This window comes from Streptomyces odontomachi (assembly GCF_024435355.1).
GTDB lineage: Bacteria > Actinomycetota > Actinomycetes > Streptomycetales > Streptomycetaceae > Streptomyces > Streptomyces odontomachi.
On the sequence record NZ_JAMJWG010000011.1, the window covers coordinates 91,229 to 105,489 of the forward strand.

A 14,261-nucleotide genomic window follows, 5' to 3' on the forward strand; every position below is an offset into this window, starting at 1 on the left:
CTCGCCCCACCCGACCCAGCCCGCCCGCACATCGACCGCCCAGGCCCGGAGGAGACGCGTGCAGCAACATGTTGGGGAGCGGCCCCCGAACCGCCGCAGCGTGCTGCTCGCCGAGGTGGCCCAGGCCACCCAGCGGCTCGCCGACGCCGGCGTGCCCTCGCCGCGCAACGACGCCGAGGAACTGGCCGCCTTCGTGCACGGCGTCAAGCGCGGCGAGCTGCACACCGTCAAGGACGCCGACTTCGACGCCCGCTACTGGGAGGCGGTCGCCCGTCGCGAGGCCCGCGAGCCCCTCCAGCACATCACCGGCCGCGCCTACTTCCGCTATCTGGAGCTGTACGTGGGCCCCGGGGTCTTCGTGCCGCGCCCCGAGACCGAGTCGGTGGTCGACTGGGCCATAGCGGCGGTGCGCGCCATGGACGTCGTCGAGCCCCTCATCGTCGACCTGTGCTCCGGATCCGGGGCGATCGCGCTCGCCATGGCGCAGGAGGTGCCCCGTTCGCGAGTGCACGCCGTCGAGCTGTCCGAGGACGCGCTGGAGTGGACCCGCAAGAACGCCGGGCAGGCCGGGCAGACCGCCGCCTCCCGCCTCACCATCCACCAGGGCGACGCGCTGACCGCCCTGCCCCAGCTGAACGGTCAGGTCGACCTGGTCATCTCCAACCCCCCGTACATCCCGCTCACCGAGTGGGAGTACGTCGCGCCGGAGGCACGCGACCACGACCCGGAGCTCGCCCTGTTCTCCGGTGAGGACGGGCTCGAGACCATCCGGGGGATCGAGCGCACCGCGCACCGACTGCTGCGGCCCGGTGGCATCGTCGTCATCGAGCACGCCGACACCCAGGGCGGCCAGGTGCCGTGGATCTTCCACGAGGGGGCCGGCTGGGCGGACGCCGCCGACCACCCCGACCTGAACAACCGTCCACGGTTCGCCACAGCGCGCAAGGCACTGCCGTGATGGCCGCGTGCATCGCGTCGTCCATCCCGTTTTCCCCCGTTCACCCAGCCAGGAACGAGCGAGCCGAAGGGGCGCGCCTGTGCCGAAAGGGAGAGCGCGCGGAGGTCCCGACGAAGGAGGGACCGAGCACGGTCGACCGTCGGCACAGGCGCGCCCCGGAGGTGAGCCGAGTGACAATCAAAGGAGTGACCGCCCATGGCACGGCGCTACGACACCAATGACGCGACGGACCGCACCACCGGTCTGCGTGAGGCCGCGTCCGCCGTCCACCGGGGCGAGCTGGTCGTCCTGCCCACCGACACCGTGTACGGCGTCGGTGCCGATGCCTTCAGCGCCGAGGCCGTCGGGGAACTCCTCGCGGCCAAGGGCCGTGGCCGCAACATGCCCAGCCCCGTCCTCATCGGCTCCCCGAACACGCTGCACGGCCTGGTCACCGACTTCTCCGAGATGGCCTGGGAACTCGTCGACGCCTTCTGGCCGGGCGCGCTGACGCTGGTCGCCAAGCACCAGCCGTCCCTGACCTGGGACCTCGGCGAGACCCGCGGCACCGTGGCCGTGCGCATGCCGCTGCACCCGGTCGCCATCGAGCTGCTCACCGAGACCGGCCCGATGGCCGTCACCTCGGCGAACCTCACCGGCCATCCCGCGCCCGAGACCTGCGACGCCGCGCAGGACATGCTCGGCGACTCGATCTCCGTCTACCTGGACGGCGGCCCGACCCCCGGCAACGTCCCGTCCTCGATCGTCGACGTCACCGGGAAGGTACCGGTGCTGCTGCGCGCCGGGGCGCTCGACGCCGATGAGCTCCGCAAGGTCGTACCCGACCTTGAGGTGGCCAATTGACGACACCCAACTCCGGCAGCGTGCGGGACATAGGCGACTTCGGCAATGCCGAAACGTTCAGGATCCTGCACGTCAGCACGGGTAACGTCTGCCGCTCTCCGATCACCGAGCGGCTGACCCGGCATGCCCTGGCGACCCGGCTCGGCATGACCGGATACGCCTCGGGCGCGCCGATCGGCGGCCTGATCGTCGAGAGCGCCGGCACCTGGGGTCACGAGGGGGCGCCGATGGAGGCGCACGCCGAGACGGTGCTCGCCGACTTCGGTGCCGACGCCGGCGGCTTCACCGGCCGTGAGCTGCTGGACGAGCACGTCATCCGGGCCGACCTGGTGCTCACCGCGACCCGCGACCACCGCGCCCAGGTCATCTCGATGGGCCACTCGGCGGGGCTGCGCACCTTCACCCTGAAGGAGTTCACCCGCCTGGTCCGGGCGATAGACCCCGCGACGCTGCCGAACCCCGCCGACGACGGGATCGTCGAGCGCGCCCGCGCCCTGGTACGGGCCGCTGCGGCGCTGCGCGGCTGGCTGCTGGCGCCCAGCGTCGAGGCGGACGAGGTCTACGACCCGTACGGGGCGCCGCTGCCGTTCTTCCGCTCGGTGGGCGAGGAGATACGGGAGGCCCTGGAGCCGGTGGTGTTCGCCCTGACGGGCGTGAAGCAGTAGCACCCGCCGTGAGCCCGTGCGCCCGGTGGGCGAAGCGGGGGATTTATGCCGGTTATCCGTCTACATTGGATGGAGACGGATGCCATCGAGCCCGGAGCACGCCATGGTGCCGGTCAGCCAGGCCGCCGCAGGCCAAGCCGGTCACACCCCGGCCGGGGCCGCGCCCGCAGCAGGCGCCGTGGTGCAGGGCGCACCGGCAGTCCCGCCCGCACTCGTCGGCGGTGACAGCGCGGCCCTGTGGCGCCAGGACCCGGAGATGGCCGACATCCTTGCCGGTGAGATCGAACGGCAGAGCACCGGCCTGCAACTCGTCGCCGCCGAGAACTTCACCTCGCCCGCCGTGCTCGCCGTCCTCGGCTCACCGCTCGCCAACAAGTACGCGGAGGGCTACCCGGGCGCCCGCCACCACGGCGGCTGCGAGATCGTCGACGTCGCCGAGCGCACCGCCGCCGCGCGCGCCCAGCGGCTCTTTTCAGCCAGCCACGCGAACGTGCAGCCGCACTCCGGTTCGTCCGCCGTGCTCGCCACGTACGCCGCGCTGCTGCGCCCCGGCGACACGGTCCTGGCGATGGGGCTGCCCTTCGGCGGTCACCTCACGCACGGTTCCCCGGCGAACTTCTCCGGACGCTGGTTCGACTTCGTCGGCTACGGCGTCGACCCGGACACCGGGCTGCTCGACTACGCCCAGGTCCTCGCGCTGGCCAGGGCCCGGCGCCCCAAGGCGATCGTCTGCGGCTCGATCTCCTATCCCCGGCACATCGACTACGCCGCCTTCCGCGACATCGCCGACGACGTCGGCGCCTACCTGATCGCCGACGCGGCACACCCGATCGGCCTGGTCGCCGGGGACGCGGCGCCGAGCCCGGTGCCGTACGCGGACGTGGTGTGCGCCACCACGCACAAGGTGCTGCGCGGCCCGCGCGGCGGCATGGTGCTGTGCGGGACCGAGCTGGCCGAGCGGATCGACCGCGCGGTGTTCCCGTTCGCCCAGGGCGGCGCGCAGATGCACGCCATCGCGGCCAAGGCGGTGGCCTTCGGGGAGGCGGCGACCCCGGCCTTTCGCGGGTACGCCCACCAGGTGGTCGCCAACGCCCGGGCGCTCGCCAAGGCGCTCACCGCGGAGGGCATGGTGATCACCACCGGCGGCACCGACACCCACCTGCTGACCGCCGATCCGACACCGCTCGGCAGCGACGCCGGCACGGCACGCGGCCGGCTCGCCGCCGTCGCGATCGTGCTGGACACCTGTGCGCTGCCGCATGGTGCGACCCGGGGCCTGCGGCTCGGCACCGCCGCCGTCACCACCCAGGGCATGCGAGAGCCGGAGATGGCACTGATCGCCGCGCTGATCGGAGCGGTGCTCCGCGGCGAGTGCGATGTCCGACAGGCCCGTGCCGAGGTCCGTGAGCTGGCCGCCGCGCACCCGCCGTACCCGGGCGGTGGCGAACCGGCCTGACCCGGCGCCGGGGCGCCGTCGCCACCGGCTCCGGGCCGGTACGGTGTGGTGGGGACAGGCGGCTCACAGCCCGCCGTGCAACCATGCGCGTCGTCCGGCAGTCCATATCTTTATGGGCACGAATCCGGTCGGACATCCGGCGGTGTCCCCGCCGACCTGTGGCGCCTCGCACCCGCCGGGCCCGAACACCGCGAGGCCCGCCCCGTCGGGCGATCGACGCATCGCCGGACGTGCTCGTCTAGGGTGTGGGGCTGAGATGGCCAGCGATACCTGTGGGGAAGCCCGTGCGTGAATACTTGCTGACGCTCTGCATCAGTGCCGCGGTGACATACCTGCTGACCGGGCCGGTGCGGAAGTTCGCAATCGTGGCCGGGGCGATGCCGGCGATCCGGGCACGGGACGTGCACCGTGAGCCGACGCCGCGCCTCGGCGGTATCGCCATGTTCTTCGGGCTCTGTGCGGGCCTGCTGGTCGCCTCCCACCTGTCCAGCCTCAACGAGGTGTTCCAGAACACCAACGAGCCACGTGCCCTGCTCTCCGGTGCCGCGCTGATCTGGCTGATCGGCGTCCTCGACGACAAGTTCGAGATCGACGCACTGATCAAGCTGGGCGCCCAGATGATCGCCGCAGGCGTCATGGTGGTGCAGGGCCTGACGATCCTGTGGCTGCCGGTCCCGGGCGTCGGCATCGTCGCGCTCACCCAGTGGCAGGGCACCCTGCTGACCGTCGCACTGGTGGTGATCACCATCAACGCGATCAACTTCGTCGACGGCCTGGACGGCCTCGCGGCCGGCATGGTCTGCATCGCCGCCACCGCGTTCTTCCTGTACGCCTACCGCATCTGGTACGGCTACGGCCTTGAGCCGGCGGCCCCCGCGACCCTCTTCGCGGCCATCCTGATGGGCATGTGCCTGGGCTTCCTACCCCACAACATGCATCCGGCGCGGATCTTCATGGGCGACTCGGGCTCGATGCTGATCGGCCTGGTGCTGGCCGCGGGTGCCATCTCGATCACCGGCCAGGTGGACCCGGACTCCTTCAGGGTGAGTTCCGGATCCGAGCGGGCCGCAGTGCACCTGATGGTGCCCGCCTACATCCCGCTGCTGCTGCCGCTGACGATCATCGCGGTGCCCGCCGCCGACCTGGTGCTCGCCGTGGTACGGCGCACCTGGCGCGGCCAGTCGCCGTTCGCGGCGGACCGCGGCCATCTCCACCACCGGCTGCTGGAGATCGGGCACTCGCACAGCCGGGCCGTGCTGATCATGTACTTCTGGTCGGGCCTGATCGCCTTCGGTGCGCTGGCCTACTCGGTCAACTCCGCATCGATGTGGATCGTGCTGTCCATCGCCGCGCTGAGCGCGGTGGGCCTGGTGCTGCTCCTGCTGCCGCGCTTCACACCGCGCGCCCCGTACTGGGCCGAGAGCCTCCTCCCGCCGCGCTACCGGCGCTCCCGCGCGACATACGTTCCGGCAGAGCAGGACGGTGCGGAGCAGGACCCGGCGGACGACGACAGCATGGTGCAGGACCCGCAGGACCCGCAGGAACACGGTCGGGCAGCGGGGCAAAACGGTTCAGGGGAGGGTGAGATGACCCACCCCGAAACGGTGACCGCCACCGCCGACGCCACCGCCGAAGCGGACGGCGCACATCCGCAGCAGGCCGCGCTCGCCCACCACACCGCGCGCCCCACCGTCTCCGGCACCGCAGGAGCCAACGGGGCGACGGCCCTTGGGCAGAACGGATCCGGCCATCGGCACGGCCCGGGGCACCGCGGGCGCCTCCTGGACCGGCTGGACAGCCGGGAGGCCGGTACCTCGGGCTGAGGCCGGCGCAGCGCACCGAGGGTGCGTCAGCTGCGACAGCATGATCGGGCAAATGCGCCTTATAGCAGACAAATTGGTCACAGGGCATGCACAAGCGTGCAGCATCGCTCTCACGTGTGATGGTGCCCACACCGAATTGGTAAAGCTCTCATCAAATAGTTTGTGATACCGTTCACTACCAACGGGTGAAGGACCGAAAGACCTTGTGCAGGACGGTCTTCCGGCCTGAGGCACCCCGCCTCCTGACGCTACCCTCTGTTCAACATGGACCGTTGGCGAGTCACCGTCAGTCACCGGATGCACCCCGCCCCCAACTCCCGCTGGAGCTGCCCGCATGCAGTCGGACGACGCCCGGATTCTCCGGGGTGCGGCGATCATCGCTGCCCCGCTGGGAATTGCCGCCACCGTGGTCAGTGCGCTCGTCGCTGGTGAAAAGGGACTGATCGGCGCCCTCGTGGCGCTGGCCGTGGTTGCCGTCTTCTTCGGGCTGGGCACCTGGGCGCTGATGCGCATCACCCAGAACACCCCTCAAGTGGCGATGACCGCAGGGCTGCTGGTCTATTTCGTGCAGATCCTGCTCATCGGGGTCTTCATCATCGTCTTCCAGGACACCACCCTCTTCAACAGCAAGGCCTTCGCCCTCAGCCTGCTCGTGACGGCGCTGGCCTGGGTGGGCGGCCAGGTTCGTTACAGCCTCACCAGCAAGATGCTCTACGTCAGCCCGGAGCCCTCCGTGCCCGCCGGGAACGCCGGGAGTACCTCCGCCGGCGCCTCCCGCGCCTCCGAAGGCGGGGCGGCGGCCGTCGGTGCGGCGGGGGACAAGACGGCAGGCTCGGCGCGTCCGGGGTCTCGCGATGCGGCGTAAGGGCTGCGTTAAGACGCTCCATCCTGATCTGCTATCGTCCGGAATCGCTTCCGGCCGTGGGGGCCCCTCCCGGTCACGGGACGCAGGAGGGCACCGCCCCCTCGGCCAGCGGCGTACTCGGATGAGTGGCTGTGGTCGCAGCGCGGAATCCGGGATCTCAGGTCCCCGGCGGATGCCCTCGGCAGTCCGCGGCGGCACCGCCCCACCACCACGTCCTCAGTGCCGAACCGCGGCTCCACCAGCCGCGCTGACACACAAGGTTGCCGTAACTCATGCCTCACGACGAAGGAGCCACGGGTGAGTGCCCACACGCTGCTCGCTGAGAGCGGATGCCACATCAATGCTGGCTGTGGCTTCCCCGCGCCGGGCCTCCACTCATTCCAGTTCAAGCCGATCTTCAGCGTCGCGGGCTTCGACTTCACCAAGCCGATACTGCTCTCGCTCATCTGCACGCTGCTCGTGGTCGGCTTCTTCTGGGCTGCGTTCCGCAAGCCCCAGGTGCGGCCGAGCAAGCTCCAGCTGGTCGGCGAGATCGGGTACACCTTCGTGGCCCGCAGCATCGCGCGCGAAGTGATCGGTAAGAAGGGCGACAAGTACGTGCCCTTCCTCACGTCGATCTTCTTCTTCGTGTGGATCATGAACGTGATGTCGATCATCCCGCTGGCGCAGTTCCCGGCGACGTCGCGATTCGCCTTCCCGGTCGCGCTCGCCGCCCTGGTGTTCATCACCTACATGTACCTGACGTTCAAGACGCACGGCTTCAAGGGCGGCGTCAAGAACCTCGTCTGGATCCCGGGACTGCCCAAGTTCCTGGTGCCCCTGATCGTGCTCCTGGAGTTCATCCAGAACGTGATCACGCGGCCGTTCACCCTCGCGGTGCGGCTGTGGGCCAACATGTTCGCCGGGCACATGCTGATCGTGATGTTCAGCGTCGCCAGCTGGTACCTGCTCACGCCCTCGTTCCTGTCGGCCGTCGCCGGCGGTTCGTTCCTGCTGGCCGCGTTCATGACCGCGTTCGAGCTGCTGATCCAGTTCTTGCAGGCGTACATCTTCACGCTGCTCGCCTCGATCTACATCAGCGGTGCGCTCGAAGAGGGTCACTGACCCTGCCCGGTGCACCACAGGGCGTCACTCACATCCACCCACCGACTTCCGCTGGGAAGCCCCCCAACGGAGACGCATCACAAAGGAAGACAGGGAAATGTCTGCCGAGCTCGTTAACCTCGCCGCCGCCACCACCGCCGGCCGCCTGGGCGCCGTCGCCTACGGTCTCGCTGCCATCGGCCCCGGTGTGGGCATCGGTCTGGTCTTCGGTCACTCCATCGAGGCCATGGCCCGTCAGCCCGAGGCCATGCCGATCATCCGCACCAACATGTTCCTCGGCTTCGCCCTCTGCGAGGTGCTGGCCCTCCTCGGCCTGGTGGTCCCCTTCATCTTCCAGCAGTGACCTGGACGACCACCCAGTAGCCACTCGACGAAAGGTTCAGACATGATGACCTTCCTTGCGGAGGGGGCGCAGAACCCGCTCATCCCCGAGGGCACGGAACTGGTTGTCGGCCTGCTCTGCTTCTTCATCGTCTTCGGCATCCTCGGAAAGAAGCTGCTGCCGAACATCCAGAAGACCCTGGACGAGCGGCACGACGCGATCGAGGGTGGCCTGGAGCGGGCGCAGCAGGCGCAGGCCGAGGCCAACCGCACCCTCGAGGAGTACAGGACCCAGCTCGCCGAGGCGCGCCACGAAGCGGCCCGCATCACCGAGCAGGCCCGCGAGCAGGGCGCCCAGATCATCGCGGAGATGCGCGAAGAGGGGCAGCGCCAGCGCGAGGCCATCATCGAAGCGGGCCATGCGCAGATCGAGGCGGACCGCCGGCAGGTGACCGTGGCGCTCCGCCAGGAGGTCGGCACCATTGCGACCGACCTGGCCGGCCGTGTCGTCGGCGAGTCCCTGGAGGACAGCGCACGCCAGAGCCGCGTCATCGACCGCTTCCTGGACGAGCTTGACGCCAAGGCCGAGCAGACCCAGGGCGCCGCTACATGAGCAATGCCACCCGTCAGTCGAGCGCTGCGGCTCGCGAGCGCCTGGAGGCGCTGACCGACAACAGCTCGGTCGACACCTCCGCCCTCGCCGCGCAGCTGCTGGCCGTGACCGATCTGCTCGACCGCGAGGCCGGGCTGCGCGGCACGCTCACCGACCCGGGCATCGAGGGACAGCGCAAGGCCGACCTGGTCGCCGCACTCTTCCGGGGCAAGATCGACGCCGAGGCGCTCGACCTGGTCTCCGGCCTGGTGCGGTCCCGCTGGTCGCGGGCGCGTGACCTGACCCACACCTGTGAGCAGCTGGCCTTCCTCGCCGAGATCATCGGCGCGGAGCGGTCCGACGCGCTGGACGACGTCGAGGACGAACTGTTCCGGTTCGGCCGGATCGTCTCCGGGAGCGTCGAGCTGCGCGCCGCCCTGAGCGACCGCCGCGCCCCGGCCGGGGCCAAAGCGGAGCTGGTGCACTCGCTGCTGGGCAGTCGGGTCAATCCGGTCACCGACCGGTTGATCGTCCGCCTTGTGACCCAGCCGCGGGGACGTAGCCTGGACGCAGGGATCGACTCCCTGACCAAGCTCGCCGCCGCGCGCCGTAACCGGGTGGTCGCAGTGGTGGTCTCGGCGGTTCCGCTGAGCGATCAGCAGAAGCAGCGCCTCGGGGCGTCGCTGGCCAAGATCTACGGCAGGCAGGTGCACCTGAACCTCGACGTGGACCCCAGCGTCCTCGGCGGAGTCTCGGTGCGCGTCGGTGACGAGGTCATCACCGGAACCATCGCGGACCGTCTCGACGAGGCGGCACGGCGGATGGCGGGCTGAGCCCCGAGCACAGCCGCCACCCACAATGCGGAGAACGACGGCCCTGGTTGGGCCGTAGGCAGAGATCTCTGGGGGGAGTCCCCCAGGACCCCCCAGACATCGGGCCCAACAAGGAGAGCAGGAAACTCAGATGGCGGAGCTTACGATCCGGCCGGAGGAGATCCGGGACGCGCTGGCGAACTTCGTCCAGTCGTACAAGCCGGACGCGGCCTCGCGCGAGGAGGTCGGGACTGTCACCGAGGCCGGTGACGGCATCGCCAAGGTCGAGGGCCTTCCCTCGGCCATGGCCAACGAACTGCTGAAGTTCGAGGACGGCACGCTCGGTCTCGCACTGAACCTGGAAGAGCGCGAGATCGGTGCGATCGTGCTCGGCGAGTTCGGCGGCATCGAGGAGGGCCAGCCGGTCACCCGCACCGGCGAGGTCCTGTCCGTCGCGGTCGGCGAGGGCTACCTCGGCCGTGTCGTCGACCCGCTCGGCAACCCGATCGACGGCCTCGGCGAGATCGAGACCGACGGTCGCCGCGCCCTGGAGCTTCAGGCCCCCTCGGTGATGCAGCGCAAGTCGGTGCACGAGCCGATGGAGACCGGCTACAAGGCCGTCGACACCATGACCCCGATCGGCCGTGGCCAGCGCCAGCTGATCATCGGCGACCGGCAGACCGGCAAGACCGCGCTGTGCGTCGACACGATCATCAACCAGCGTGACAACTGGCACTCCGGTGACCCCAGCAAGCAGGTCCGCTGCGTCTACGTCGCCATCGGCCAGAAGGGCTCCACCATCGCCTCCGTGCGCGGTGCCCTGGAGGAGGCCGGCGCGCTGGAGTACACCACCATCGTCGCCGCCCCGGCGTCCGACCCGGCCGGCTTCAAGTACCTGGCGCCCTACACCGGGTCCGCCATCGGCCAGCACTGGATGTACCAGGGCAAGCACGTCCTGATCATCTTCGACGACCTGTCCAAGCAGGCCGACGCCTACCGCGCCGTGTCCCTGCTGCTGCGCCGCCCGCCGGGCCGTGAGGCCTACCCGGGTGACGTCTTCTACCTGCACTCCCGGCTGCTGGAGCGCTGCGCGAAGCTCTCCGACGACATGGGCGCCGGCTCGATGACCGGTCTGCCGATCGTCGAGACCAAGGCCAACGACGTCTCGGCGTTCATCCCGACCAACGTCATCTCCATCACCGACGGCCAGTGCTTCCTGGAGTCCGACCTGTTCAACGCCGGCATCCGCCCCGCGCTGAACGTCGGTATCTCGGTCTCCCGGGTCGGTGGCTCCGCCCAGCACAAGGCCATCCGCCAGGTCTCCGGCCGGCTCCGCGTGGACCTCGCCCAGTTCCGTGAGCTGGAGGCGTTCGCCGCCTTCGGTTCCGACCTGGACGCGGCGTCCAAGGCCCAGCTGGGCCGTGGCCAGCGCATGGTCGAGCTGCTGAAGCAGGCGCAGTACGCCCCGTACCCGACGGAGGAGCAGGTCGTCTCCATCTGGGCCGGCACCAACGGCAAGATGGACGACGTACCCGTAGCCGACATCCGTCGCTTCGAGCGCGAGCTGCTGGACTACCTGCGTCGCGAGGAGAAGCCGCTGCTCACCTCCATCCGGGAGGGCGCGAAGATGTCGGACGACACGATCCAGAAGATCAGCGAGTCGATCGACGCCTTCAAGAAGCAGTTCGAGACCTCGGACGGCAAGCTGCTCGGCGACGACACCTCCGCCTCCGAGTGACGACCGAAGGGACCTGACTCATGGGAGCGCAGCTCCGGGTCTACAAGCGTCGCATCCGGTCGGTCTCCGCCACCAAGAAGATCACCAGGGCGATGGAGATGATCGCCGCCTCGCGCATCGTCAAGGCGCAGCGCAGGGTGGCGGCCTCCACGCCGTACGCGACCGAGCTCACCCGCGCGGTCACGGCGGTGGCGACCGGATCGAACGCCAAGCACCCGCTCACCACGGAGGCCGAGCAGCCGCGCCGCGCAGCGGTCCTGCTGCTCACCAGCGACCGTGGTCTGGCCGGCGGCTACAACTCCAACGCCATCAAGACCGCCGAGCAGCTCAGCGAGCGGCTGCGTGGCGAGGGCAAGGAGGTCGCCACGTACATCGTCGGCCGCAAGGGTGTCGCCTACTACCAGTTCCGTGAGCGCGCCATCGCCCAGTCCTGGACGGGCTTCACCGACGACCCCGACTACGCCGACGCCAAGCAGGTCGCCGACCCGCTGATCGAGGCGATCCAGCAGGACACCGACGAAGGTGGCGTGGACGAGCTGCACATCGTCTACACGGAGTTCGTCTCGATGCTGACGCAGACGCCGGTCGACAACCGGCTGCTGCCGCTCAGCCTCGACTCGGTGAGCTCCGGCGCCCTGGAGGGCGGCTCCGAGGGAGCCGGCACCGAGGGTGCGCCCAAGACCGGTGGGGTCCGGCCGCTCTACGAGTTCGAGCCGTCGGCGGAAGGCGTCCTCGACGCCCTGCTGCCGCGCTACGTGGAAAGCCGGATCTACAACGCGCTGCTCCAGTCGGCCGCCTCCAAGCACGCGGCGACCCGCCGCGCGATGAAGTCGGCGACCGACAACGCCGGAGAGCTCATCGAGAGCCTCTCCCGGCTGGCCAACGCGGCCCGCCAGGCCGAAATCACCCAGGAAATCAGCGAGATCGTCGGCGGCTCCGCAGCCCTGTCCGACGCGACCGCGGGGAGTGACTGATCATGACCACCACTGTTGAGACCGCGACGGCTACGGGCCGCGTCGCCCGGGTCATCGGCCCGGTCGTCGACGTGGAGTTCCCCGTCGACGCGATGCCGGACATGTACAACGCCCTGCACGTCGAGGTGGCCGACCCGGCCAACGAAGGCGAGAAGAAGACGCTGACCATGGAGGTCGCCCAGCACCTGGGTGACGGCATGGTCCGCGCGATCTCCATGCAGCCCACCGACGGCCTGGTCCGCCAGGCCGCGGTGACCGACACCGGCTCCGGCATCACGGTGCCGGTCGGCGACTTCACCAAGGGCAAGGTGTTCAACACCGTCGGTGAGGTGCTGAACGTCCCCGAGGAGAACGCCAACATCGGCGAGCGGTGGTCCATCCACCGCAAGGCGCCCAGCTTCGACCAGCTCGAGTCGAAGACCGAGATGTTCGAGACCGGCATCAAGGTCATCGACCTGCTGACCCCGTACGTCAAGGGCGGCAAGATCGGCCTGTTCGGCGGCGCCGGCGTCGGCAAGACGGTGCTCATCCAGGAGATGATCTACCGTGTCGCCAACAACCACGACGGTGTGTCCGTCTTCGCCGGTGTCGGCGAGCGCACCCGCGAGGGCAACGACCTCATCGACGAGATGAGCGACTCCGGCGTCATCGACAAGACCGCGCTGGTCTTCGGCCAGATGGACGAGCCCCCGGGCACCCGTCTGCGGGTCGCGCTGGCCGGCCTGACCATGGCCGAGTACTTCCGTGACGTCCAGAAGCAGGACGTGCTGTTCTTCATCGACAACATCTTCCGCTTCACCCAGGCCGGGTCCGAGGTCTCCACGCTGCTCGGCCGGATGCCCTCCGCGGTGGGCTACCAGCCGAACCTGGCGGACGAGATGGGCCTCCTCCAGGAGCGCATCACCTCCACCCGTGGTCACTCGATCACCTCCATGCAGGCGATCTACGTCCCCGCGGACGACCTGACCGACCCGGCCCCGGCCACCACCTTCGCCCACCTGGACGCGACGACGGTGCTCTCCCGTCCGATCTCCGAGAAGGGCATCTACCCGGCGGTGGACCCGCTGGACTCCACGTCCCGCATCCTGGACCCGCGCTACATCACGCAGGAGCACTACGACTGCGCCTCGCGCGTCAAGACGATCCTGCAGAAGTACAAGGACCTCCAGGACATCATCGCCATTCTCGGTATCGACGAGCTCGGTGAAGAGGACAAGCTGGTCGTGCACCGCGCCCGCCGCGTGGAGCGCTTCCTGTCGCAGAACACCCACGTCGCCGAGCAGTTCACCGGCGTCAAGGGCTCGGACGTGTCGCTCGACGAGTCGATCGCCGCGTTCAACGCGATCTGCGACGGCGAGTACGACCACTTCCCCGAGCAGGCCTTCTTCATGTGCGGTGGTCTTGAGGACCTGAAGAAGAACGCCAAGGAGCTGGGCGTCTCCTGACGCCGGGCAGTACCAGCAGGGGGTCCGGGATCACCTCCCGGGCCGTCAGCGGCCCACGGAGCATGTGGAGTGACATCCACGTACATGCACCCGGCCCCCTGTCCGGCACCCCGTCCGCCGACCACTAGAATCCGAACCACACCCGGCACACCTGTCGGGTGCTGACCCAAGGAGCCGTTTTGGCTGCTGAGCTGCACGTCGAGCTGGTCGCCGCCGACCGCCAGGTCTGGTCGGGTGAGGCCACCCTGGTCGTCGCGCGCACCACCTCCGGCGACATCGGCGTCATGCCCGGTCACCAGCCGCTGCTCGGTGTACTGGAGTCGGGCCCGGTGACCATTCGTACGGGCGACGGAGGAACCGTCGTCGCCGCGGTGCACGGCGGCTTCATCTCCTTCGCCGACAACAAGCTGTCGCTGCTGGCCGAGATCGCCGAGCTGTCGGACGAGATCGACGTCCAGCGCGCGGAGCGGGCACTGGAGCGCGCCAAGTCCGACGCGGACGCGTCCGCCGAGCGGCGGGCCGACGTACGGCTGCGTGCGGTGGCGGTGCGGTGAGCAGGTAAGCACGAGGCGGTGACTCAGCCGCGGCCAGGACTGGAGCATCCGGACCGGGCCGCGGCTGAGGCAATGCAGGCTCGGAAGGGTTGATCCATAGGTGACGAGGCG

General features: G+C 69.5%; 14 protein-coding genes. All 14 read left to right on the top strand.

The features are described 5' to 3' along the window. Positions 1–58 precede the first annotated feature (58 nt). The 14 genes from prmC to NQO67_RS22660 all read left to right on the top strand — a co-directional run bounded on the left by prmC (position 59) and on the right by NQO67_RS22660 (position 14,150). Complete coding sequence (gene prmC, locus NQO67_RS22595) at positions 59–958, top strand: peptide chain release factor N(5)-glutamine methyltransferase (protein ID WP_255951966.1); 900 nt, start codon at positions 59–61, stop codon at positions 956–958. A 195-nt stretch (positions 959–1,153) separates the two neighbouring features. Continuing rightward, positions 1,154–1,801: an L-threonylcarbamoyladenylate synthase gene (locus NQO67_RS22600; protein ID WP_255951967.1), complete on the top strand. Its 648-nt coding sequence runs from the start codon at positions 1,154–1,156 to the stop codon at positions 1,799–1,801. Continuing rightward, positions 1,798–2,466, top strand: a complete 669-nt coding sequence (locus NQO67_RS22605) for an arsenate reductase/protein-tyrosine-phosphatase family protein (RefSeq protein ID WP_255951968.1) — start codon at positions 1,798–1,800, stop codon at positions 2,464–2,466. The genes NQO67_RS22600 and NQO67_RS22605 overlap by 4 nt, the downstream gene beginning before the upstream one ends. A 256-nt stretch (positions 2,467–2,722) precedes the next feature. Then, positions 2,723–3,922: a serine hydroxymethyltransferase gene (gene glyA / locus NQO67_RS22610; protein ID WP_255952167.1), complete on the top strand. Its 1,200-nt coding sequence runs from the start codon at positions 2,723–2,725 to the stop codon at positions 3,920–3,922. A 284-nt stretch (positions 3,923–4,206) separates the two neighbouring features. Next, positions 4,207–5,745 (top strand): MraY family glycosyltransferase, encoded by a 1,539-nt coding sequence (locus tag NQO67_RS22615; RefSeq protein WP_255951969.1) that lies wholly within the window; start codon positions 4,207–4,209, stop codon positions 5,743–5,745. Between the two features lie 334 nt (positions 5,746–6,079). After that, a complete protein-coding gene (locus tag NQO67_RS22620; RefSeq protein ID WP_255951970.1) occupies positions 6,080–6,610 on the top strand; it encodes a Cg1360 family ATP-synthase-associated protein in 531 nt (176 codons plus the stop codon). A 297-nt stretch (positions 6,611–6,907) separates the two neighbouring features. Continuing rightward, positions 6,908–7,714 carry a F0F1 ATP synthase subunit A gene (gene atpB, locus NQO67_RS22625; protein WP_255951971.1) on the top strand — a complete coding sequence of 269 codons (807 nt, stop codon included), beginning with the start codon at positions 6,908–6,910 and terminating at the stop codon, positions 7,712–7,714. 97 nt (positions 7,715–7,811) lie between these two features. After that, the gene (gene atpE / locus NQO67_RS22630; RefSeq protein ID WP_255951972.1) at positions 7,812–8,057 is read left to right on the top strand and encodes an ATP synthase F0 subunit C; all 246 of its coding nucleotides are present in this window, start codon (positions 7,812–7,814) and stop codon (positions 8,055–8,057) included. A 45-nt stretch (positions 8,058–8,102) separates the two neighbouring features. Next, positions 8,103–8,648, top strand: a complete 546-nt coding sequence (locus tag NQO67_RS22635; RefSeq protein ID WP_255952168.1) for a F0F1 ATP synthase subunit B — start codon at positions 8,103–8,105, stop codon at positions 8,646–8,648. Beyond that, positions 8,645–9,460: a F0F1 ATP synthase subunit delta gene (locus tag NQO67_RS22640; protein WP_255951973.1), complete on the top strand. Its 816-nt coding sequence runs from the start codon at positions 8,645–8,647 to the stop codon at positions 9,458–9,460. The genes NQO67_RS22635 and NQO67_RS22640 overlap by 4 nt, the downstream gene beginning before the upstream one ends. A gap of 130 nt (positions 9,461–9,590) precedes the next feature. After that, the gene (atpA, locus tag NQO67_RS22645) at positions 9,591–11,177 is read left to right on the top strand and encodes a F0F1 ATP synthase subunit alpha (protein WP_255951974.1); all 1,587 of its coding nucleotides are present in this window, start codon (positions 9,591–9,593) and stop codon (positions 11,175–11,177) included. Between the two features lie 20 nt (positions 11,178–11,197). Beyond that, on the top strand, positions 11,198–12,151 hold the full coding sequence (locus NQO67_RS22650; RefSeq protein ID WP_255951975.1) for a F0F1 ATP synthase subunit gamma: 954 nt from the start codon (positions 11,198–11,200) through the stop codon (positions 12,149–12,151). A 2-nt stretch (positions 12,152–12,153) separates the two neighbouring features. Further along, positions 12,154–13,596: a F0F1 ATP synthase subunit beta gene (atpD, locus tag NQO67_RS22655; protein WP_255951976.1), complete on the top strand. Its 1,443-nt coding sequence runs from the start codon at positions 12,154–12,156 to the stop codon at positions 13,594–13,596. A 179-nt stretch (positions 13,597–13,775) separates the two neighbouring features. Further along, positions 13,776–14,150, top strand: a complete 375-nt coding sequence (locus tag NQO67_RS22660) for a F0F1 ATP synthase subunit epsilon (RefSeq protein WP_255951977.1) — start codon at positions 13,776–13,778, stop codon at positions 14,148–14,150. Positions 14,151–14,261 lie beyond the last annotated feature (111 nt).